The organism is Chlorogloeopsis sp. ULAP01 (assembly GCF_030381805.1).
Classification (GTDB): Bacteria; Cyanobacteriota; Cyanobacteriia; order Cyanobacteriales; family Nostocaceae; genus Chlorogloeopsis.
The window spans coordinates 263,695-285,411 of record NZ_JAUDRH010000009.1; the positions used below are offsets into that span (position 1 = coordinate 263,695).

The 21,717-nt window shown below is 41.8% G+C and carries 21 protein-coding genes and 1 other RNA gene; 17 read left to right on the forward strand and 5 right to left on the reverse strand.

Annotated features, from left to right (window positions below; translation table 11 throughout):
* Positions 1 to 30 precede the first annotated feature (30 nt).
* The 7 genes from QUB80_RS19525 to QUB80_RS19555 all read left to right on the forward strand — a co-directional run bounded on the left by QUB80_RS19525 (position 31) and on the right by QUB80_RS19555 (position 5,318).
* Positions 31 to 1,434 (forward strand): cytochrome c biogenesis protein, encoded by a 1,404-nt coding sequence (locus QUB80_RS19525; RefSeq protein WP_289791173.1) that lies wholly within the window; start codon positions 31 to 33, stop codon positions 1,432 to 1,434.
* 146 nt (positions 1,435 to 1,580) lie between these two features.
* Positions 1,581 to 1,847, forward strand: a complete 267-nt coding sequence (locus QUB80_RS19530; protein ID WP_289791174.1) for a YciI family protein — start codon at positions 1,581 to 1,583, stop codon at positions 1,845 to 1,847.
* A 34-nt stretch (positions 1,848 to 1,881) separates the two neighbouring features.
* Positions 1,882 to 1,978, forward strand: an RNA gene (ffs, locus tag QUB80_RS19535) — signal recognition particle sRNA small type.
* Positions 1,979 to 2,003: 25 nt separating this feature from the next.
* Entirely contained in the window at positions 2,004 to 2,390 is a 387-nt protein-coding gene (locus QUB80_RS19540) for a phasin family protein (RefSeq protein WP_289791175.1), read from the forward strand.
* Positions 2,391 to 2,685: 295 nt separating this feature from the next.
* Positions 2,686 to 3,069 carry a hypothetical protein gene (locus tag QUB80_RS19545; protein ID WP_289791176.1) on the forward strand — a complete coding sequence of 128 codons (384 nt, stop codon included), beginning with the start codon at positions 2,686 to 2,688 and terminating at the stop codon, positions 3,067 to 3,069.
* Between the two features lie 57 nt (positions 3,070 to 3,126).
* Positions 3,127 to 3,549: a preQ(1) synthase gene (queF, locus tag QUB80_RS19550; RefSeq protein WP_289791177.1), complete on the forward strand. Its 423-nt coding sequence runs from the start codon at positions 3,127 to 3,129 to the stop codon at positions 3,547 to 3,549.
* Positions 3,550 to 3,656: 107 nt separating this feature from the next.
* Entirely contained in the window at positions 3,657 to 5,318 is a 1,662-nt protein-coding gene (locus tag QUB80_RS19555; protein WP_289791178.1) for an FAD-dependent thymidylate synthase, read from the forward strand.
* Positions 5,319 to 5,323: 5 nt separating this feature from the next.
* Here the strand turns inward: QUB80_RS19555 and dcd are convergent, their stop codons facing one another.
* Positions 5,324 to 5,893: a dCTP deaminase gene (gene dcd, locus QUB80_RS19560; RefSeq protein WP_289791241.1), complete on the reverse strand. Its 570-nt coding sequence runs from the start codon at positions 5,891 to 5,893 to the stop codon at positions 5,324 to 5,326.
* A gap of 309 nt (positions 5,894 to 6,202) precedes the next feature.
* The gene (locus QUB80_RS19565; RefSeq protein WP_289791179.1) at positions 6,203 to 6,739 is read right to left on the reverse strand and encodes a P-loop NTPase family protein; all 537 of its coding nucleotides are present in this window, start codon (positions 6,737 to 6,739) and stop codon (positions 6,203 to 6,205) included.
* Positions 6,740 to 7,106: 367 nt separating this feature from the next.
* On the opposite strand from QUB80_RS19565, the gene QUB80_RS19570 reads away from it, so the two are divergent.
* From QUB80_RS19570 to QUB80_RS19595, 6 genes are all read left to right on the forward strand, one after another.
* Entirely contained in the window at positions 7,107 to 7,655 is a 549-nt protein-coding gene (locus QUB80_RS19570) for an adenylate kinase family protein (protein ID WP_289791180.1), read from the forward strand.
* 342 nt (positions 7,656 to 7,997) lie between these two features.
* On the forward strand, positions 7,998 to 8,738 hold the full coding sequence (gene rph / locus QUB80_RS19575) for a ribonuclease PH (RefSeq protein ID WP_289791181.1): 741 nt from the start codon (positions 7,998 to 8,000) through the stop codon (positions 8,736 to 8,738).
* Positions 8,739 to 9,024: 286 nt separating this feature from the next.
* Positions 9,025 to 9,756 carry a 6-phosphogluconolactonase gene (gene pgl / locus QUB80_RS19580; RefSeq protein WP_289791182.1) on the forward strand — a complete coding sequence of 244 codons (732 nt, stop codon included), beginning with the start codon at positions 9,025 to 9,027 and terminating at the stop codon, positions 9,754 to 9,756.
* A 153-nt stretch (positions 9,757 to 9,909) separates the two neighbouring features.
* Positions 9,910 to 10,752 (forward strand): double zinc ribbon and FHA domain-containing protein, encoded by an 843-nt coding sequence (locus QUB80_RS19585; RefSeq protein WP_289791183.1) that lies wholly within the window; start codon positions 9,910 to 9,912, stop codon positions 10,750 to 10,752.
* Between the two features lie 22 nt (positions 10,753 to 10,774).
* Positions 10,775 to 11,248 (forward strand): FHA domain-containing protein, encoded by a 474-nt coding sequence (locus QUB80_RS19590; RefSeq protein ID WP_289791184.1) that lies wholly within the window; start codon positions 10,775 to 10,777, stop codon positions 11,246 to 11,248.
* Between the two features lie 89 nt (positions 11,249 to 11,337).
* Entirely contained in the window at positions 11,338 to 12,087 is a 750-nt protein-coding gene (locus QUB80_RS19595; protein WP_289791185.1) for a M50 family metallopeptidase, read from the forward strand.
* A gap of 289 nt (positions 12,088 to 12,376) precedes the next feature.
* On the opposite strand, the gene QUB80_RS19600 is transcribed toward QUB80_RS19595, so the two are convergent.
* Entirely contained in the window at positions 12,377 to 13,285 is a 909-nt protein-coding gene (locus QUB80_RS19600; protein WP_289791186.1) for a cyclase family protein, read from the reverse strand.
* 280 nt (positions 13,286 to 13,565) lie between these two features.
* Here QUB80_RS19600 and QUB80_RS19605 point away from each other — a divergent pair, with 280 nt between their 5' ends.
* The 3 genes from QUB80_RS19605 (at position 13,566) to QUB80_RS19615 (ending at position 18,316) form a co-directional block, all read left to right on the forward strand.
* On the forward strand, positions 13,566 to 16,268 hold the full coding sequence (locus QUB80_RS19605) for an MGH1-like glycoside hydrolase domain-containing protein (protein WP_289791187.1): 2,703 nt from the start codon (positions 13,566 to 13,568) through the stop codon (positions 16,266 to 16,268).
* 256 nt (positions 16,269 to 16,524) lie between these two features.
* Positions 16,525 to 17,871 carry a dihydrolipoyl dehydrogenase family protein gene (locus QUB80_RS19610; protein ID WP_289791188.1) on the forward strand — a complete coding sequence of 449 codons (1,347 nt, stop codon included), beginning with the start codon at positions 16,525 to 16,527 and terminating at the stop codon, positions 17,869 to 17,871.
* A gap of 241 nt (positions 17,872 to 18,112) precedes the next feature.
* Positions 18,113 to 18,316: a hypothetical protein gene (locus QUB80_RS19615; protein ID WP_289791189.1), complete on the forward strand. Its 204-nt coding sequence runs from the start codon at positions 18,113 to 18,115 to the stop codon at positions 18,314 to 18,316.
* Positions 18,317 to 18,636: 320 nt separating this feature from the next.
* Here QUB80_RS19615 and QUB80_RS19620 read toward each other — a convergent pair whose 3' ends face one another.
* A complete protein-coding gene (locus QUB80_RS19620; protein WP_289791190.1) occupies positions 18,637 to 20,142 on the reverse strand; it encodes a bifunctional metallophosphatase/5'-nucleotidase in 1,506 nt (501 codons plus the stop codon).
* Between the two features lie 206 nt (positions 20,143 to 20,348).
* Here QUB80_RS19620 and QUB80_RS35270 point away from each other — a divergent pair, with 206 nt between their 5' ends.
* Positions 20,349 to 21,179: a redoxin domain-containing protein gene (locus QUB80_RS35270; protein ID WP_289791191.1), complete on the forward strand. Its 831-nt coding sequence runs from the start codon at positions 20,349 to 20,351 to the stop codon at positions 21,177 to 21,179.
* A gap of 32 nt (positions 21,180 to 21,211) precedes the next feature.
* On the opposite strand, the gene QUB80_RS19630 is transcribed toward QUB80_RS35270, so the two are convergent.
* Positions 21,212 to 21,709 (reverse strand): pentapeptide repeat-containing protein, encoded by a 498-nt coding sequence (locus QUB80_RS19630; RefSeq protein ID WP_289791192.1) that lies wholly within the window; start codon positions 21,707 to 21,709, stop codon positions 21,212 to 21,214.
* Positions 21,710 to 21,717: the final 8 nt, after the last annotated feature.

The window sequence follows — 21,717 nt, forward strand, 5'->3', positions numbered from 1 at the left end:
AACTACTAACAATTACTTCTAATAATTAAAATGACTGTAGATAACACAACTTCTGAAAAATCAAATTTGTGGTCAAATATAAATCAATCTTTACGGCAAGACATTTTGCCTGTACTGACAGATTTACGTCTAGCAATAGTCCTACTTTTAGTTATTGCACTTTTTAGTGTGAGCGGTACTACTATTGAGCAAGGTCAATCACTAGCCTTTTACCAAGCCAATTATCCAGAACATCCAGCGCTGTTTGGTTTCCTCTCTTGGAAAGTGATTTTAACTCTAGGCTTAGACCACGTATACCGTACTTGGTGGTTTTTAGCTCTACTCATATTTTTTGGTACTAGCTTAACTGCTTGTACCTTTACACGTCAGTTACCAGCTTTAAAAGCTGCCCGCCGCTGGAAATTTTACGACCAATCCCGGCAATTTACAAAACTCGCATTGAGTGCAGAACTGGAAATAGATACACAAAAAAACTCTCTACAAAATCTCACTCAAATATTACACAATCGGCGCTACAAAGTATTTCAAGAACAAGATAAAAATAATGTTCTGTATGCCCGCAAAGGAATAGTTGGACGCATCGGCCCTATTATCGTGCATATCGGTATTGTGGTAATTCTATTTGGGTCAATTTTGGGAGCTATGACTGGGTTTATGGCCCAAGAAATGATTCCCAGTGGCAATACTTTTCAAGTAAAAAATATTGTTGATGCTGGCCCTTGGGCAGCAACACAAATTACTAAAGATTGGACTTTGCGTGTCAATCGTTTTTGGATTGATTATACATCTACTGGTAATATTGACCAGTTTTATTCAGATTTATCGGTTTTGAATAGTCAAGGAGAGGAAGTAGATCGCAAGACGATTTTTGTCAATCAACCCCTGCGCTATCGTGGTGTAACTTTTTATCAAACAGATTGGGGACTTGCTGCTGTGCGGGTGCGCGTCAATAAAAGTCCTATTTTTCAACTGCCAATGGCGCAATTGAACACCAACGGAAATGGGCGTATTTGGGGAACCTGGATTCCAACCAAACCAGACTTAAGTGAAGGTGTCTCGCTACTGGCAAAGGACTTGCAAGGAATGGTGCTAATTTACGATGCTACTGGCAAGTTGATTGATACTGTACGTAGTGGGATGTCTACTCAAGTGAACGGGGTAAAGTTGACTGTTTTAGATGTAGTTGGCAGCACTGGCTTGCAAATTAAAGCCGATCCGGGAGTACCAATCGTATATGCAGGATTTGCCTTATTAATGCTCGGTGTGGTGATGAGTTACTTCTCTCACTCACAAATTTGGGCTTTGCAAAAAGATGGACGTCTATATGTGGGTGGTAAAACAAATCGCGCTCAGGTGGCATTTGAACAAGAAGTTTTACAGATTTTGGAGCGTCTAAGTTCCGAGCAGCAGATTGAGGAAAAAGCGATCGCTTAATTATGTTCCAACGCAGAGGTAACACAGGATAGGGAATAGGGCAATGGGCATGGGGCATAAAGCATAGGGCAATGCCCAATCACCAGTACCCGATCCCCAATCCCCAATCCCCAATCACCTTTACCCATTCAAGAGGATGCCCGCAAATGCCCACTTTCGTGAAGATTGAGGAAGGCAAAGTTGATAAATCTATTTTTGACCAATACATAGCTGCCCATAAGGCTTACATCAAAGAATTGATAGCCAAAGGACACAAAGCCAAATCTGGTTACTGGTCTGAGTTAGGAGGTGGGATGATGATATTTGAGGCAGCCTCAATGGACGAAGCAAAGGCGATCGTGGCTCGCGATCCACTGGTAAAAAATGATTGCGTCAACTATAAGCTATATGAGTGGAAAATTGTAGTTGAATAACACACTCAAAGTATTTAATGCTATTCTAGTTTTAGACCTGGATCTATGCGACTGTAACGCCCAAACTTTGTCAGGACCGGAAGGTAGCAGCAACACGGGATGCTTACGGTAGGCGTAGTCTCCGGGTCGCCCTATTTTAGGAGCGCAAAAGCTGCAATGCCTGGTTTTGGAGATATTGTTAAAAAAGCTTTTTATCTCGGTGTTGGGTTGGCTTCTTATGCGGGCGAGAAAGCAGGTGGAACATTAACCGAACTGCGATCGCAATTCCAAAAAATGGCAGACGAAATGGTTGCACGGGGCGAAATGACTACAGAGGAAGCCCGCCGCTTCGTTGAAGACATGATGAAGCAAGCTCAACAGCCACCTACATCAGGGACTACGGCTGAAACCACAACTCCCTCTGAACCGCGCCGCATCGAAATTTTAGAGGAAGATGAGCAGCCAACAGCCAAAGCTACCCAGAGCGATGATAATGTAGACCAATTACGCAAACAAGTTTTAGAACTAGAAGACGAGTTAAAACGTCTGCAACACGATAATTAATTAGAAATTTATCAAGGGTTGGTGTTAGCGTAGCAATGCTAATATCAACCTTTTACTTAATGACGTAAAATTTGAGTTGAAACTAAATTCCTCAGGGTGTATTTCGGTGCTTCCAGCCAAGCAGCACTGAACGTCCACAGATATTTGGTTAGGGCAAATTAGTGTCCTATGGTGTAGTGCTTATGCGCCCATCATCGGGAAAATGAAATGCACATTGTTTGGGAAGCTTGAGTCATAATCGGGCAAATACATCGGTGTCCTCTTTTTGGAAATAGCCTGTAAGGACGTTAATTATATGGAAAACTGGCAAAAGGATTTTTGGGAAGTGGTACAAACAGTGGCTGATGAGGTAGAACGTTTCTTCCTGGGGATGAGTGAAATGGTAGACACTGTTTTTGAAATTACAGAAGAAATTACCGAACAATTACAAAATACAATTGCCACTGAACTTGACCAGTATGTACAGGACTTATACTGGGAACTCGAAGATGTGGCAGGAGATGATTTAGATGCAGCTTTCCCTTACCCAGTTGAACCTTCAGCAACACAAAATTCAGCTTGCATTGGTTGTCGTCATTACCACGGTCAAGCTTACGGTGGTAACTTATTAGTATGTGCAATGCATCCCTATGGGTGGGATGATGAGAACTGCCCAGACTGGGAAGCGGAAGATTTTTAAGTCCGTCTCAGGGTTTTTGACTAATGACGAATAACCAATAATTATTGTGAATTTTTTATGAGTAACTCCTCACTTGAAACAGCATCTCAGCCAAACCAAGAAACAAAGTATGGCGAACGCAATATTGCGGAAGGACAATTAATTACCTTTCCCAACCCGCGAGTAGGACGCCGCTATAATATTGACATTACTTTGCCGGAATTTACCTGTAAGTGTCCATTTTCTGGCTATCCTGACTTTGCCACCATTCACATTACCTATATACCCGATGAAAAAGTGGTGGAATTAAAAGCACTCAAACTTTACATTAACAATTACCGCGATCGCTATATCTCCCACGAAGAATCTGCCAACCAAATTTTGGATGACTTTGTCGCCGCTTGCGAACCGCTAGAAGTCACGGTCAAAGCTGATTTTGCACCGCGCGGTAACGTGCATACAGTGATTGAAGTGCAACATCTCAAATCAAAGCCTGATTAAAACCAGTTTGTACGCTGTTGCTACTGAAATATCACCACAGCTAGCTGAGATAAATGATGCGATCGCAGCACTAGTATTGAATATTTGTCAGAACAGAGATAGTAGAAATGACTGATTTTTGGGAAGAATCGCTGACTGAACAGGAGATCTGTTTACTACAGCCTTTTGTGACTAATTTGGATCGATCTGTTTTTGGTTTGCGGAATTTGCCAGAAGTAGTCAAAGGTGCATTATTCTCGCGTTATAGCCGTAGTGATAAAAGTTTACGCCGTATACTTCTAGATGAATTCATCAAAGAAAGCGAAGCCAGTTTTGCTCAGATTGTCGGTGAAGCAGCCAACAATAATGCCGATCAATTAGTAGCAATTCAACAAGCAGAAGCATTTTATGATCGCGTCTTAATTGGATACGGTGATGACTCTGTGGCGGAACTAGGAGGCGCACATATTGCCTGTGAAGGAATTAGTAATATTGCAGCCAAAGCTCTTGAAGACAGTCGTTTAGGAATTTCTCCTTTGGAGAAGTCAACAAGATATGTGCCGTTTAATCGCAAAATCAACGGGCGCTATCGCTACCATCGAGAATCGTCGATTATAGCATCAAGCCACGCATCAGTTTATGAAGCAACATTAGATCGTTTATTTGATACTTACACTGGATTAACTGAGCCTTTGTTAATTTGGGTGCGCTCTTGTACTCCCCAAGATACAACCACCTCTGAACGAGCATACAACAATGCAACCAGAGCTAAAACTTTAGACTTGTTGCGCGGTTTGCTGCCAATGGCAACTCTGACTAATGTTGGATTGTTTGGTAACGGGCGAGCCTTGGAATATTTACTAGTCAAGCTTGCTGCCTCACCTCATGAGGAAGTTCGCACACTTGGGATTTCTATGCAGCAAGAGCTAGATCATCTCATCCCTTCATTTGTCAAACGTGCAAAAACTGAACGGGGGGCTAAGGCTGCGCTCTACTTATCAAAAAATAGTCAACGCACAAAACTGCTGGCAGAAAATCTTCTCAAGACGCGAATAGAGACGCGAGATCTCGCGTCTCTACACAAGGAAATTGAGCCTGCACCAACATCCACTGTTCAATTAGTAGAACACGATCCAGATGCTGAGGTAAAGATTATTGCAGCGATTCTTTATTCTCACACTGATTTGACCTTTGAGCAACTCAAAGAATACGTCGCTAGTTTATCAACTACAGAAAGAGTAGAGATTATTAGTACCTATGTGGGTGAACGGGAGTCACGCTTTCATCGTCCCGGACGTGCTTTTGAAGAAACATACTATACATTTGATATTTTAGCCGATTTGGGTGCTTATCGAGATTTACATCGACATCGCGTACTAACACAAGAACGTCAAAGCTACTCTGTACATCACGGATATATAGTTCCACCAGAAATAGAAGCAGCAAAACTAACCCAACCCTATCGAGACGCTTTAGAGTTTGCAGCCGAAACAACTGAGTTGATTAGCAAAGACTTACCAGACGCTGCACAATATGTTGTACCCTTTGCCTATCGAGTGCGCTGGCGGATGAAGATGAATCTGCGTGAAGCCTATCATTTTGTGGAATTACGAAGTTCACGACAAGGGCATCCTTCCTATCGGGCGATCGCTCAAGAAATATATCGGCAAATTGCTGCTGTTCACCCAGCATTGGTAGCTCATATGCATTTTGTAGACATGAATGATTATGCTTTAGAGCGATTAGCAGCAGAACAGCGAATTGATACAAAATTGCAGCAACGACAGTAGAAAGATTAAACTCTAGCTAAGGTAACCTTTTCTGGCTGATCCTGATATTTGCCTTGTCGGGCTTCGTAGCTGATCGCACAAGGTTCGCCTTCTAAAAATAGTAATTGCACCACACCCTCATTGGCATAGATCCGGCAATCGGCACTAGAAGAATTGGAAAATTCCAAAGTCAAATGACCGCGCCACGCAGCCTCGGCAGGTGTTAAATTTGCAATAATTCCACAACGAGCGTAAGTACTTTTACCAATACAAATCACCGTTATATTATCTGGCACTTCCAACCTTTCTAAAGCAACTCCTAATCCATAAGAGTGGGCTGGTAAGATAAAGTAACTGCCATTAGTATCTGTATGTAGTTGAGTTGGTTCGAGATTTTGAGAATTAAAATTTTTAGGATCGACTACAGTCCCAGGGATATGACGAAAAATGCGAAATTCGTTTGCTGAAAGGCGGATATCGTAGCCATAGGAAGACAAGCCATAGCTAATGACAGGATTAATTCCTAAAGCTGTATTTACTTTCACTTGCCGAACTAAATTTGGCTCAAAAGGCAAAATCATGCCTTTTTCAGCCATTTTGGTAATCCATTTATCGTTCTTAATCACTTGCTTGAAATAGAAATTCGTCCAAACCAAATTATCAGAATACACCGAATGTAGCTGATGTGAAAGCAGTAGGATGCATAAAATAAAAGGGACTAGGGACTGGTGATTAGGTACTGGGTATTGGGAATCGAGGATTATCCTGACAGAGACGCTACGCGTAGACGCGCAAGCGGGGATTGGAGACTGGGTACTGGTGATCGGGTAAGTTTTTCCCCTGCTCCCTGCTCCCTTGCTTTTTCCTAGTCCCTAGTCTCTAGTCCCTAGTCCCTTTTACATCACCTAAGGTTGATGGCTGCGGCGAATCTCCGTAATTTGATCTGCTAAATCCAGAATTGATTTAGGCATTTCTGATCCTGTGAAGATAATATCAACATGAGCAGGACGTTTTGCCAGGAAAGATAAAACTTCTGTTTCGGGAATTAAACCGAAGTTAATCGCCAAGCTTAACTCATCTAATACAACGAGAGAATACTTACCCTCAAAGACAACTTCTTGTGTGTATTGCCACAACTTTTGCAAGGCTTGAGCTTCAGTATCCTCGATATCGGGTGTATCAATGCAACGAGGTAAATCACAGCGAATCCAATCCAAATTTTGCCCCAACCGAATCGGATTTTCCTGCCCTTGACGAATCCCTCCTTTGAGAAATTGTACTACTAGCACTGATGTACCCTGACCGGCAATTCTCAGTGCTTGAGCCATAACACTAGTAAAAAAATTACGATGTATACTCGTAAAAACTTGTACGAGTCCCTCAACTGCATATGGCAAGCCAAAGGTTAAATTTCCACTTGGAGTTTCTAGCTGGGTAACCATAACATAATGTTTAATAATTTACAAAAACCTAAGTACTATGACTGAGGTATTTTTTGACAAACGTGTTTGTATGTATAATCAAGCTGTTTTTAGCAGTGTGTAGTTTATCTTGTAATTGCTTTTCTAGTCAAACACTACCTTTGCACCGAAGTCAAGGGTTATTAAGAGATGCTCGCTCGCGGTATTTATAAAAATGTTAGTAACAAATAACACACATATTCAGAAGTTGAAATTAAAAGAATAAAGCAGGGATGAAGACTATGATATTGTGAATATCTTCGTAATTGTCCGGATTGGAAATTTGCTTTTTGTTTTGCAAAACAGAGTTAGACAGTTGTGAAATGGGCAGTATGAGGAGTTAACTGTTGTGAGATTGGTGATTTTGGGAGGTTCAGGAGCAGGAAAAAGTACTCAAGCACAAAGGCTTTGCAATCACTTTGATCTTCCTCTGATTTCCACTGGTGAAATTTTACGAGAAGCGATCGCTCGCTTGAGCAGTTTGGGTCGAATTGCACGACCATACATAGAAACAGGGGATTTAGTCCCAGACGAAATGATTATTGAATTTATCCGGACTCGGCTAAAGTTTGCAGATGCTCACCATGGTTGGGTGTTAGAAGGTTATCCCCGTACTTCCTTTCAAGCGGAGGAATTAGATTTTTTATTGGACAGCTTGGGACAACAGTTAACTTGGGCAGTTTATTTACAAGTACCACAAGCCGTGATGGTCACTCGTGCCTTAGGGCGCTCCCTTCCAGACGATCAACCCGAAATTGTGCAACGTCGCGTTGAGTTATTCTATGATCGCACAATTCCCGTTTTGGAATATTACGATCGCCGTCGTCGTCTATTGACTATTAACGGTGATCAACCTCCAGAAATAGTGCAGTATAACATTATGAGTTTTCTGTTGTAAGTAGAAGGCAGCTAGGCTGGAGGCAGTGGACAGAAGGAAAAACTTATCTTATCTAGTTTCTGGCGATAAGCATTTTACGTTTAATTATGTCCACTATTTAGAAGCATCCTTTGTGGGTGCTAGAGATGTTCTTATCCCTCTATTTTTGTGGTGATTGTATCCAACACAGGACTGTATATTGTATTAAATTCTATTTAACTTGTATTGCCATTTTGCTCCTCACCTCTAATGAAAGTACAAGTAGATAGAAATTCTTACGTAGTTGTTTAAAAATATCTAAACTGTTAGCTGAAAAGGTAACCTGAAGGCAGTATCACATATCAGAAATTTGAGGCTACCCTAATGGCTTGGCAGCGTCCAGACAGTCGGCAACCCTACGAACTCCGTCCTGTTAGCTTTGAGCAAAATTTCACTCGCTTTGCTCCCGGTTCTGTTTTGACAATCTGCGGCGAGACTAAAGTGCTTTGTACCGTGAGTGTAGCTGAGACAGTTCCTAAGTTTCTTGTTGGTACTGGTAAAGGCTGGCTCACTGCTGAATACCGGATGTTACCAAGTGCAACTGTACAACGGCAAGAACGGGAATTTTTGAAATTATCTGGACGAACTCAAGAAATTCAACGTTTAATTGGACGTAGCTTGCGAGCAGCAGTAGACTTAAATGCACTCGGAGAACGCACGCTAACTGTAGATGCTGATGTTTTGCAAGCAGATGCCGGCACAAGAACAGCAGCGATCACAGGTGGATTTGTGGCGTTGGCAAATGCAATTTCCAAATTGTTGCAGCAGGGAGTGCTAGAGCGATCGCCTTTGACTGGACAGGTAGCAGCTATTTCCGTAGGCTTATTAGAAGGAGAGCCGTTTCTAGACTTGAACTACATCGAAGACGTTGCCGCTAGCGTTGATTTCAATGTTGTCATGAATCAGCATTTGGGAATTATTGAAGTTCAGGGAACAGCAGAAGAAGGTAGCTTTAGCCGTAACCAGTTGGATCAGTTATTAAATTTCGCTGAAAAAGGAATTCAGCAATTGTTAATAGCTCAACAACAAGCGATCGCTGATTGGGAGCAATTGTATCGAGGGTGAAAGGAGGAAGAGGACGCGGGGACACACCAGACACGGGCACAGGGCAAGGGGCATAGGGCATAGAAAAAATCCAATTCCCAATTCCCAATGCCCAATCCCCCATTCTCCTTGTCCTCTTCGCTGAGGTTACTGATGATTTTTATTAAGATTGAGCGATATTGGAGGAATTTGTCGTACTAGGCTTGAAGAAACGAAATAGTGACATTAAAAGTTTCAAAAGCTAAACAGACAGAAAGTTATAAGTTCGATATTGTAATGCTGTAAGTCACCGTGTGATGAGAAAGCGATGAATAAAAAGGTTGAAGTTTTACCGGATCAAGGAGCGCTGGTAGCACGAGCGCTAGAATTAATCCTCTCAAAAATTAACCCTGCTATTGAACAACGGGGAATGTTTACTATTGCCCTAGCTGGTGGCAGCACGCCGAAGCCATTATATGAAGCGATCGCCAAGCTTAATCTTCCTTGGGATCAGATTCATGTGTTTTGGGGAGATGAGCGCTATGTTCCTGTCGAGCATCCCGATAGTAATGAAGGAATGGCACGCCGTGCATGGTTAGATCAGGTAGAAATTCCTGCGGCTAATATTCACTCCATGCCTACTACTGAAAGCGAGCCAGCAATATCTGCGGCGAAACACGAACAACATTTGCAAGAATTTTTTCATTGCTCACCTGGTGAGTTTCCCGCTTTGGATGTGATTTTGCTGGGAATGGGGGATGATGCCCACACTGCATCTTTGTTTCCTCATACAGAAGCACTCAAAGTTAGCGATCGCTTAGTCACTGTCGGGAACAAAGATGGCAATCCTCGTATCACCTTCACCTATCCGTTTATTAACGCAGCCCATTGCGTTATTTTTTTAGTGGCTGGTGCCAACAAAAAACCAGCTCTTGCTCAAGTCTTTGCACCGGAGGCAGATAGCTCAACTTATCCATCTCGCTTAATTCAAAACCAAGGAGAACTTTGGTGGCTTCTAGACGCAGCAGCAGGTAGCGAGCTAAAAAAAGATGAAGGATAAAGCATAAGGTGTAAATTTTTATTTTTTAACCTTCTGCTTACTGCCTACTGCCTAGCTATCTATAAAACAGTAATTGTTAAAATCAAAAGCTAGAGTTGCCGCTCTGCTTGTCGGCATAATATTACGATGACTTAGAACAAAAGGCTTATCACCATGATCGTCTGCCCTAACTGCAATCATCCCAACCCTGATGGCGCTATCCAATGTGAAGCTTGCTATACCCCGTTACCAGCAACTACGAATTGTCCCAGTTGTGGGGCAACCGTACAGGCAGATGCTTCTTTCTGCGGACAATGTGGTTATCATTTACGCGTAGGTACAGCAACAGCAGTAGCAGCAACCGTTGCACCAGACATCCCGGTGGAAGTACAACCCATAATGAACCCCGATCCACTAGTACAGCCGCAACCAATACCAATGAGTGGAACAGCCAGCTATAGTGCTCCTGACTCTTCAGGCTTACCACCAACAGCAGTGGCAGTTCCCCCAGAGGCTCAATCTTTCGCTGCTGAAGAAACAAGTCCATCTCCACCTCCAACAGCAGCACCAGCACCACCACCAGCACCTGAACCTATAGCTGCTGAGGAAGAAAGTCTAGAACCAGCACCACAACCAGAACCATCGTCTCAACCAACCCCAGCACCAGTTGCCAGAACGCAATTGCAGCAGGTAACAGCACGACTAGTTCATGTCCAAACTGACAGGCAAATTGAATTACCACAAAATCTTTCTGTAATTCATATTGGTAAACCTAATGATCGCATACCCCCAGATATAGATGTTTCTGGATTTCCCAACTCAGAAATTGTCTCGCGTATTCATTCCGATATTCGTGTCGAGGGAGATGCTTATTACATCGAAGATGTAGGTAGCTCCAATGGCACTTACATCAATAATTTACCGCTATTACCAGGAAATCGGCATCGTTTAAGACCAGGCGATCGCATCAGTTTGGGTAAGGGAGATATGGTAACATTCCTGTTTCAACTCTTTTAAGTAGCGGTTATATTAGGGAGGATTGATACAAGCCACTCACGTGATTACACTTATCCTCCTACAACCACTGCAATCGATCCCTGCTCAAAATTGGACTTTTGAAGACAACGAACCAGTCATTCGCATCGGGCGATCGGCGGATAACCATGTTGTTTTATACAGTGCTGTGGTTTCCCGCCATCATATTGAATTGCGAAGATTGCCCAATGGTTGGGAAGTTGTAAGTTTGGGTGCGAATGGAACTTATTTGGATGGAGAAGCGATTCGACAAGCGCCGATTACTGATGGAGCAATTCTCCGCCTTGCCCGATCTGGGCCTCAAATTCAAATCCGTATAGGAGTTCCCACAGAGGCGCATCTCCCCGATCCTATGTCGCACAATAGCTCACCTTCTGTGATGAATCAGGAATGGGGAGTAGTAAATGGTGAAAATAATTCCCATCATATCTGGGAAGTTGCTCCCAAGGTCTCTACACAATTGGAATTGCCAGAATAGAGTCACTTACCCCTAGAAGCTTTTAGGAGCAGTTAGGATAAATATTAACTGCAATTCCCGTACAAGGTATTACCTAAGGAACTTGAACCATGAGGGAACCAAGGAAAAATTTTCAACCATTACTTGCCACAGAAGCTCCACCCGAAGTTGAACGCATGGGGCTGACTTGGTTGATGGCAGCCGCGATCGCGACAGTAGTATTATGGCAAGTTCCTGGCGGAGATTATATTTTATACCCATTCACAATACTGGCAACTTGGTTTCACGAAATGGCACATGGCATAATGGCAATGCTTTTAGGAGGTGATTTTCGCCAGTTACTGATTTTTCCTAATGGTTCAGGTGTAGCAATTTATAGTTATAGTGGTGGGTTTTTTCTGGGTTCAATTGGTCGTGCTTTAGTCGCCGCCGCCGGGCCGATGGGGCCGCCAATTGCAGGTGCTATTTTAATATTGGCTTCCCGCAGCTTTAAAACAGCTTCTTGGAGTTTGAAAATTTTGGGGGGTTTTTTGGTGCTGTCAACAGCAATTTGGGTGCGATCGCTATTTGGATTGGTGGCAATACCCCTGTTAGGTTTAATTATTTTAGGTATTGGTTTCAAAGCGCCTCGTTGGGTACAAGGATTTGCAATTCAATTTTTAGGTGTACAAGCTTGTATAAGTACCTATCATCAACTCAACTATTTATTTAGCTACAGTGCTGGTTCCTTGGGGCTATCTGATACAGCACAAATTCAGCAGGAATTATTTTTACCTTACTGGTTTTGGGGAGCATTGATGGCGATCGCATCTGGGTTTTTGCTTGTCCAAAGTTTGCGTATCGCCTATCGTTCAGCGTAACTTTCAAGAAACAAGGCAGATGGCAGAGGGCAGAGAGAAGTTTGTAGGCGCGGAGCGACTTCCCGTAAGGGTGCGGAGGAAACCTCCGATCAAAGCTTCGGAGAGAGCAGGAGGCAGAAGGTTAAGAGTATCAATTAAAACTTTAGTTCTGGGTTGAAAGCCCAAATTAAGTTAATACTTATACTGAGGCTGCTTGCTGCAAGGTATAAAACATCCTTGTTATAATTCCACTCTTTTAAGAGTAGGCTCCCTTCTGCCCTCTACCTCCAGCATAGCTGCCTTCTGAATCTCACCGTACTCGCACCCCCAACTTCTCATCCCAATGTAGTGGCTTTGCAGCTTTTGGTAAAGGAGCCTCTGGAATCTGATTTATCGATACGCCATATTTCCAATTCGGCGGACAAATAGCAATATAGCGGGCGTAGCCTCCAGTACCGCCTTGGAATTTTGGATAGCCTATTGCCAAGAGCGCCCCTACTTCTGGTACTTGATCTAAATTAGCAACGCCTTCTGCTTGAGCATAACCGTTGTGCAGCAGCCAAGCTTCTCCTTCTAGATTGGGTGTAGTATCAGTGTCTAGTGGCTCATGTCCGTGAAATAGAATCTGCCGTTGCAGATGCAAAAACTTGAGAGCCTCAAGCTTGACGCCAGGAAATTGTTTTCTTTTAGCTAGTTCTGGGTTTGGCCATTCCTTAGACCAATCGGAGCGTACAAATACAACTGAGCCACTGGGAATCTTACCATATTTCTTTTCCCACTCTAAGATATCTGCTACGCTCAAGTGATAACCTGGATTTTTATTTACCTTGTCCTGAATTGGAATTACTACTAACGGTCGAATTGTATAGGTAGCAGGTAACTCATCAATTGCTGGATAGTTGGCAGCCCAATGGGCAGGTGGATCTAGCTGAGTTCCTAACTGATCGGTAGATAAATCGTAGTGTGTTGCTTCAAAACCATCTGCTTTATAAGTGTATGGCTTGCCAGTTTTGGGATTAATGCTAGGTGCAAACGTAGACGAGCCAAACCCCACCCAAACAGGAATTTGTGGAGTAATGGTATGGGTTAAGTCAACATACTTAGCTTGCTGAAGCGATCGCTGATAAACTTGCCACAAACCTAAATCATTGCTGGGCTGTTTTGCACCTACTGCTGAGGAAATAAAGACGAGCAGTATTGGTAAACAAATAACAGTCAATAAAATTTTGGTGTTGTGTTGGCTCGCAAATTTCCATAAAAACTGTAGACAATAATTAATAAAACTTAATTTATTGTTCATATTTTTATTAAAAAATATTACATCTAAAATTTTTAATTTGAACCAATCTACTATATATTTGCTGAATTATTCCTGAATGATTTATATCATTAATTGTTTATTACGAACTCATCTATTTTTAATCAAACTATCATTTCTAATTAGGATGCATAACAAATACTTAAGATAGCTAATCAGATTTTTCAGGAAAATATTAATTATGCCCAGCTTAACAGCAGAAGAAAAAAGGTTACAGGAAGCACGCGATCGCCAAGTGCATTGGAAGCGCTGGGGGACATATTTAAGCGACCGCCAGTGGGGTACAGTTAGGGAAGATTACAGTGCCACAGGTTCAGCTTGGGATTATTTTCCGCACGAGCAGGCGCGATCGCGTGCTTATCGCTGGGGTGAGGATGGTATTGCTGGTATTTCCGATGGCAATCAGCAGCTGTGTTTTGCGATCGCGCTTTGGAATGGTGAAGACTCTATTCTCAAAGAACGCTTGTTTGGTTTAACAGGCAATGAAGGCAATCATGGGGAAGACGTTAAAGAGTATTACTTTTATCTAGACAACACCCCTACCCATTCTTATATGAAATGTCTGTATAAATATCCCCACAGAGCATTTCCCTATTCTCAACTAATAGAAGAAAATCGTCGTCGCAGTCGCCGAGAACTAGAATATGAACTGTTAGATACTGGCATTTTTAATGAAGACCGTTACTTTGATATTTTCATTGAATACGCCAAAAATTCAACCGATGATATTCTCATTCAAATTAGTGTTATCAACCGGGGACAAGAAGCAAAAACACTCCATCTTTTACCTACCCTTTGGTTTAGAAATACTTGGACTTGGAATGGGAAACAAGATAAACCATCTCTAAAAGAAGTAAGCTCTGACATATCTACAATAGAAGCTTTTCACTCTAACTTAGGTAAAAGATGGCTATACTGTCAAAAAGCTACGGAAATTTTATTTACAGAAAATGAAACGAATTATGAAAAATTATTTGGTGTTAGCAATACATCTCACTATGTCAAAGATGGAATTAATGATTATATAGTACATGAACAAAAAGCAGCCGTAAATCCAAATCAAATTGGAACGAAAGCGGCTGCACATTATATATTAAATGTTGGTGCGGGGGAAACAAAAATAGTTCAATTACGCCTAACTAATGAACTTTGTTTGACGCCTTTTGGAGATGAATTTAACAATATCTTTGCCACTCGCCAATGCGAAGCCGACGAATTTTATCAGCGCATCACTCCTTTTTCGCTACCAGAAGATATGCGAACAGTGCAGCGACAAGCTTTTGCTGGAATGTTGTGGAGTAAGCAATATTATCAATTTACTATCGACGAATGGATAAATGGCGATCTGGCAGAGCCATTCCCACCAATAGAACGCAAACACGGCAGAAATAACGAATGGATTCACCTCAATAACGAAGATATTCTTTCCATGCCCGACAAGTGGGAGTATCCCTATTACTGCGCCTGGGATTTAGCCTTCCACACCATTCCCTTAGCAATGATCGATCCTGACTTTGCCAAGGAGCAATTAATTTTATTAACACGGGAATGGTATATGCATCCTAACGGACAAATTCCTGCTTATGAATGGGCTTTTAGTGATGTTAACCCACCCGTGCATGCATGGGCTGCATGGCGCGTTTATAAAATCGAGCAAAAAATGTATGGGCGGGCAGATAAACATTTTCTGGAAAGAGTATTTCAGAAGTTATTGCTTAACTTTACTTGGTGGGTAAATCGCAAAGATGTGGAAGGTAAGAACGTCTTTCAAGGAGGTTTTTTAGGTTTAGATAATATTGGAGTTTTTGATCGGAGTAAAGAGCTTCCAACAGGAGGACATATTGACCAATCTGATGGTACAAGTTGGATGGGGATGTACTGTTTAAATATGTTGGCGATCGCTCTAGAGCTTGCTCAATCAAATTCCAATTATGAAGATATTGCCACAAAGTTTTTTGAGCATTTTCTTTATATTGCTGATGCGATGAATCACATTGGTGATGAAGGTACAGAACTATGGGACGAAAAAGATGGTTTTTATTATGATGTTCTACATTTACCTAACAACCATAATTTAACTTTAAAAGTACGTTCACTGGTGGGATTGATTCCACTTTTTGCTGTAGAAACTTTAGAACCAGATACCTTAGCAGCACTTCCTAATTTTAAAACTCGTCTGGAGTGGTTTATTACAAATCGCCCTAAATTGCGTCAAAATGTCGCTTGTATGGAAACGAGGGGTGTAGGTGCCAGAAGATTACTGGCAATAGTCAACCGTGATAAATTGCGGTGTATTCTGCAAAAAATGCTGGATGAAACAGAATTTTTATCAGAGTATGGGATTCGTTCAGTTTCCAAATATCATGCTGATAATCCTTATGTTTTTCATGCTAACAATTCTGAATATCGAGTAGATTACGAACCAGCAGAATCTAATAGCGGTTTATTTGGTGGTAATTCTAATTGGCGTGGCCCAATTTGGTTTCCAGTAAATTATCTGATTATTGAGTCACTGCAAAAATTATATCATTACCTGGGAGATGATTTTAAAGTGGAATGTCCCACTGGTTCAGGTAAATATATAAATCTCTGGGAAGTAGCTTGTGAATTATCACAAAGACTCATCAAAATTTTCATAAATAATGAAGCTGGCAATCGTCCTGTTTTTGGTGGAATGCAAAAATTTCAAGCAGATCCACATTGGCATGATTTAATTCTTTTTAATGAATATTTTCATGGAGATAATGGGGCAGGAATTGGCGCAAGTCATCAAACAGGATGGACTGGTTTAATAGCAAAACTCATCCAACAGGTAGGAGAATATAGCGGAGAAAATCAACCTGGAGAAATGACAAAAAGTCAGGTTAAATCTATTGCTATGTAGAAGGCAGATGGCAGAAGAAACGCCTGGAACTGAAGTTTCCAGGCTTATAGTTCAAGTCAGTTTAAACTGACTGAAAATCTTAACTAGTCTGCTTGAGCAGACTTTAGCTTAAAGCCCTTGAAATTTATTTCTTGGCGGACAAGAGTACAGATGTAAAATATGAGTTAAAAAGTTTTTCCTGTCTGCTCTCTTAAAATTGGCATCTGTCTTGTTACAATCCAAAATCCAAAATCTAAAATCCAAAATGGTATGACTTATGGAAACAGCAGATGCAATTATCATTGGTAGCGGTCAAGGTGGCGTTCCCTTGGCAATAGATTTAGCTAAAGAAGGCAAAAACGTTGTATTATTTGAACGAGGAGCATTGGGTGGGAGTTGTGTTAATTATGGTTGCACTCCTTCCAAAGCTTTTTTAGCAGCAGCACACGCCGTAGGTAGGGCAAGACAAGCAGAAAAATTAGGCATCCATACGCAAATTAAGGTTGATTTTCCTGCTGTGATGGAACGCGTGCGCGGAATTCGCAATAGTTTCAATGGCGGTGTAGGAAGACGTTTAGAAAATGCTGGTGTTAAAGTCATCAAAGCCGAAGCATCTTTCATTGCAGAACGCACTGTCACAGGTGATGGCGTCAGTTTACAAGCACCTTTAGTGGTGATGAATACTGGAACATCTCCCTTCATACCAGATATTCCTGGTTTGGCTGGTACGCCTTATATTACTAACTTAAATTTCTTTGAACTGCGAGAATTACCGCCCCGCACTTTAGTGATGGGCGCAGGTTATATCGGCTTAGAATTGGGGCAGGGATTAGCACGTTTGGGTAGTGAAGTACATTTGATTGTGCGGGGCGATCGCGTTCTAGCTCAAGAAGAAGCGGATGTTAGCGAAGTATTAACTGAAGCATTGAAACAAGATGGTATGAAACTGCATTTTAATGTCAATGTTGTTCAAGTTAATTACACTGATAATATCTTCACTCTTATTCTTAGCAATGGTGAGGAATTACAAGGTGAAGCATTGTTGGTTACTACTGGACGCAAGCCTAATACTAAAGCTCTCAATACTCAAGCAGGTGGAATTGAGTTAGATAAACAAGATTATATCAAAGTTGATAGTAAATTCCAGACAACATCGTCTGGTGTGTATGCGATTGGTGATGTGGCAAAGCAACCTGCATTTACTCACGTTGCTTGGGAAGATTATCGTCGCCTCAAAGGAATTTTCAAAGGTGAAAATCGCTCGCGAGATGATAGAGTTTTGGGTTATGCAATATATACAGAACCGCAAGTTGGGCGTGTGGGTTTAACTTTAGAAGCAGCGAAGAAAAAAGGCTTTAATGCTCGTGCTGTAACTTTGCCAATGTCTCAAATTGCCCGTGCCATTGAGTGGGGACACGACTTGGGATTTTATCGTATGGTTGTAGATGATGATAATAATAAAATTCTTGGTGCAACTTTAGTAGGATATGAAACGGCTGAATTAGTTCACGTGTTTTTATCTTTAATGGAAGTTGGAGCAAATTGGCAATTACTTGAGGAGTCTGTGCATATCCACCCTACTTACGGTGAAGCATTGCCGAGTTTGGCGCGGTTGTTGATTTGAGGAATTTAGCCAGGAACTTATAGTTCCTGGCTAATAATTAAAGTCTATTAAAATAGACTAAAGTCTTTATTTTTTTGTCAAAAATATTATTTTTAACATAAACCTGAATATACCATTTGTGATAGATGTAAGATGAGGAATGCAGGTTTAAGCAAGCTTCATAATTTAAACAGAAATAATACGTTTGGAGAATAATCTGAACCTTACAGACAATTGATTCAGTAGCGTTCAAGAATTACAAATGAGTAATAACAATGATGGTGCTGAAGCAGCAGGATACGCAGCAGCAGGTGCAGTAACAGGTGCAGGAGTTGCAGCAGTAGTAGGAGGCATGGGTTTAGCAGTAGGTGGAACAGCTGTTGCTATTGGTACGGCTTTGGTTGTTGCTGCTGGCGCAGTTGTAGGATTAGCTGCATACGGGCTAAAAAAAGCCTTCGGTAAATAGATACTGCATTAAAATCAACTTTTGCAAGAACGCGAGCTTTTCAACTCGCGTTTTACTTATTTAGGAATTACACAAAAACTCTCTCAAACTCTTATTGCTTTGTGTCCTACCCTTACGGGTAGACACGAAGTGGCTTCTGAAAGTAGCCGCTGCGCGTCTAACGTGTTCTTTGTGGTACCCTCCGGGAAGTCGCTTCGCGTCTACGTTTTTCTTTACTGCTGTGTAAGTCCTATTACTAATCAGTAGAACACCCAAATTATAAGATCCCCGACTTCTTTCGGAAGTCGGAGATCTGTATTTTTAGTTTGTTGTGATTGGTTTTATTTTAAAATCTTGCTAGCAGCTGCTTGACTTTTAATTTGCTCAATGACTGCAAAACGAATATCCCGTTTTTCTGCTATCAATTTAATGCCTGGTTGTTGAAGATTTAAGAGATCTAATCCTTGTTCTTTACCACTGATTAAGAAGTCATTGATAGCAACTTTGTAAGTCTGGTTGGGGTTGAGAGGTTGATTGTTAACTAGCCAGTTGCCTAAACTAGAGTCTTTACGAACTTTTGCTGTTTGCAGATAACCACCAGTGCCTTTATTGGCTTGTCCTTGCTCTAATACTCTTTGCAACAATGCGCCGTTCATCTCCACCGCTACTATTTTGCCCCCAAAAGGCAGTATCCGAATCACATCATACTGGGTAACTGGCCCTGCTGGGATTACATCATCAATCCGAATTGAACCGCTATTGTATACTGCTAAATCTGCGTCTTTTACTTCCTTCAACATCGCCTCAGCAATTAATTCTGTTAAGTTTGTAGATTCATTGCGAACGCTAGATTCTAAACCATCTAAAGCAATTGGCACATTCGCAATTACCTGCTCCGGCTCAAATCCACTGGCGCGAAATGCCTGATAACCCCGTTCCACCCATTGCTTAACTACCTTTGCAATCTTGGAATCTTCGGGAATTTTCTCCGTTATTGGCACCAAACGCGAGTTAATCTGGAGGTTTTTTTTGATAGTGTCGTAGCTTAACTGGTGAACGTAGACAGTACGGGCATTGGCATCGGCTTTAAAAATCGGCGTAAAATCTCGCCCTCGCCACTGTTGGATGTTTTCATGCTCGTGACCGCCGAGTATAATATCTATTTCCGGTATTGTTTCTGCTAATTTACGATCTTGCTCGATTGACAAATGGGTAACAGCAACTAGGATATCAACTTTACCCTTGAGCGATCGCACCTGTTGTTTGGCAGCTTCAATTGGATCGGTGTAACTAACATACTTAGCCTTATTACTATCAACGGTTACACCAATTAACCCTACCCTTACCCAAGTACCGTGATCGCCTTTGACATTAAATACTATTGAGCGGGGAACACCCTTAAAAGGCTGCCCGTTATTGTCTGAGACGTTACCAGAAAACCAGTGAAAGCGAGATTCTTTTAATCGTTGGTAGAATAGGTGTTCGGGCAAATCAAACTCATGATTGCCAAAAGTCGCGTAGTCAAATCCCAAGGCATTCATCACTGCTACTATTTGCTGCCCTGCCAGGGGTATACCATTAATTTTGGCAGTTCCTAAAGCCGAAGGACTCAAGGCGTCTCCAGCTAACAAAGTATAGGTGCGGGGATTTTCCTTGTAAAGTTGTTTGCGTAAGGTGGCAACACGTGCCAAACCGCCGCGAGTTCCTCCCTCCACAGGAGTGATTTCGTAGATGTCATTGAGTTGTAGTAGGTTAATATTTACAATTTCTGCGAGAACTGGAGTAGTAAAAGCTACTGTTGCCAACACCTGTAAAACTATGCTGCACCCCTTCCAAATAACTTTCATATCAAGGCTTAAAGGATTTGTAATCTACGGAAATAATTTTAATGTTTCAGCGTCAGTAGTAGCAATAAGAACTATAAATTTTCCGAATGGGGTGGTGGGAGTGCGATCGCTTTCAAGTAAATTATGCTATGAGGCATTTATCATCTCAGTCAAATCTCATCTTGGCATGGCTTAATAACTCATAAGCTGACTGGCGAGGCATCCTCATGACAACTAATCTACGAATAGGCGAAAAATTCCCTGACTTTACACTGCCAAATCATCGCAACGAACAAACGCAACTATCCCAATTCACAAAACCTGGTTTACTAGATCAACATTTAGGATTCCTCGATGGTTACCCATTGATTTTGGTATTTTATCGAGGCTTTTTTTGCCCGCGCGATCAACAGCAAATGCGAGAGTTTGTCCAATTCCAAGACGAATTGAGGGTGAACTATTGCCAATTAATTTGTGTGAGTGCAGATCCGCCTATTGTTCAAGCCGCTTTTCGCGCTGGCTTGGGAGCACAATGGACTTTTTTATCAGATGAACAACGGGAAATTATTAAACAAATCAACATTCTCGATCAGACGGAAGGTGAGTACGCTTATCGCGCCCAACCTTACACTTTTGTGCTAAGACCTGACTTGTCTATTTACAAAATATATAACGGTTGGTTTTTTGTGGGAAGACCAACAGTTGAAGAACTCAGGCGTGATTTACGCGCCATTATGGAAACTTTGTCGAATTACCGCTACGAAGCGTACAACACTCCAGAGGTAAAACAAATTCGCATTCCCCAGCAAGAATGGGCAAATGGCGTACCACCTTTGGGTGCAAATGGACTACCTGTGGAGCAGGGTGTAGTTCGTGATTTTGATTTACAAACGGGTAATGGTTTCATCACCACAGAAAAGGGTGATGATGTGTTTTTCAACTTTACTGCTATACCTGGTGAAGGATATCGCACGATTAAATCTGGTACAGCTGTGAAATTTGAACTAGTCAAGGGTAAATTTGGTTTGAGTGCGCGTAATATTCAGCTGATGTGGTAACTGATGTGATCGCCCTAATAGATTTCGACAATTCAACGACATCCCAAGCTTTCGCGGGTTGGCACACCTGTAACGGGGTTAACTCCATCAGCGCGATCGCACATCTGTTTTACTTCATAGGGATCGAGCAGGGCATCAGAAAAATCTGCCCCTGTAATTGCAGCATTATAGAAGCGACTGCTGGTGAGCAAGGCATCAGTAAAAATGGCGTTGGTTAAATCGGCTTCATTAAAAATGACGCGATCGGCAAATGCTTCTGAGAGATTCGCACCAGCTAAATCAGCATTGAGAAATGAACCCTTGGTGAGAATTGTGCCGCTCAGATTTGCTCCTTGAAAATTTGCCCCCTGCATTTCTGCACCTGCAAAGGATGTTCCGTGTAAATCTTTATTAGAAAAATCTCGATTTCGTAAGTCCGCGAGTGTGTAATTAACCGTGTTATCTTGTGCAAACACAGGAAGAGTAATCAGATTGAACAACCAACCTAGCAAGCACATGAGAAGAAAAACACTTAAAATTATCCGTTTCATAATCCCTA

Coding starts and splice junctions, on each gene's coding strand:
- QUB80_RS19525 (WP_289791173.1), top strand. CDS start 31: ATGACTGTAGATAACACAACTTCTGAAAAATCAAATTTGTGGTCAAAT.
- QUB80_RS19605 (WP_289791187.1), top strand. CDS start 13,566: ATGCCCAGCTTAACAGCAGAAGAAAAAAGGTTACAGGAAGCACGCGAT.
- QUB80_RS19610 (WP_289791188.1), top strand. CDS start 16,525: ATGGAAACAGCAGATGCAATTATCATTGGTAGCGGTCAAGGTGGCGTT.
- rph (WP_289791181.1), top strand. CDS start 7,998: ATGGCTTGGCAGCGTCCAGACAGTCGGCAACCCTACGAACTCCGTCCT.
- QUB80_RS19615 (WP_289791189.1), top strand. CDS start 18,113: ATGAGTAATAACAATGATGGTGCTGAAGCAGCAGGATACGCAGCAGCA.
- QUB80_RS19530 (WP_289791174.1), top strand. CDS start 1,581: ATGCCCACTTTCGTGAAGATTGAGGAAGGCAAAGTTGATAAATCTATT.
- QUB80_RS19545 (WP_289791176.1), top strand. CDS start 2,686: ATGGAAAACTGGCAAAAGGATTTTTGGGAAGTGGTACAAACAGTGGCT.
- QUB80_RS19630 (WP_289791192.1), bottom strand. CDS start 21,709: ATGAAACGGATAATTTTAAGTGTTTTTCTTCTCATGTGCTTGCTAGGT.
- QUB80_RS19565 (WP_289791179.1), bottom strand. CDS start 6,739: ATGGTTACCCAGCTAGAAACTCCAAGTGGAAATTTAACCTTTGGCTTG.
- QUB80_RS19585 (WP_289791183.1), top strand. CDS start 9,910: ATGATCGTCTGCCCTAACTGCAATCATCCCAACCCTGATGGCGCTATC.
- dcd (WP_289791241.1), bottom strand. CDS start 5,893: ATGGCTGAAAAAGGCATGATTTTGCCTTTTGAGCCAAATTTAGTTCGG.
- QUB80_RS35270 (WP_289791191.1), top strand. CDS start 20,349: ATGACAACTAATCTACGAATAGGCGAAAAATTCCCTGACTTTACACTG.
- QUB80_RS19620 (WP_289791190.1), bottom strand. CDS start 20,142: ATGAAAGTTATTTGGAAGGGGTGCAGCATAGTTTTACAGGTGTTGGCA.
- queF (WP_289791177.1), top strand. CDS start 3,127: ATGAGTAACTCCTCACTTGAAACAGCATCTCAGCCAAACCAAGAAACA.
- pgl (WP_289791182.1), top strand. CDS start 9,025: ATGAATAAAAAGGTTGAAGTTTTACCGGATCAAGGAGCGCTGGTAGCA.
- QUB80_RS19540 (WP_289791175.1), top strand. CDS start 2,004: ATGCCTGGTTTTGGAGATATTGTTAAAAAAGCTTTTTATCTCGGTGTT.
- QUB80_RS19595 (WP_289791185.1), top strand. CDS start 11,338: ATGAGGGAACCAAGGAAAAATTTTCAACCATTACTTGCCACAGAAGCT.
- QUB80_RS19555 (WP_289791178.1), top strand. CDS start 3,657: ATGACTGATTTTTGGGAAGAATCGCTGACTGAACAGGAGATCTGTTTA.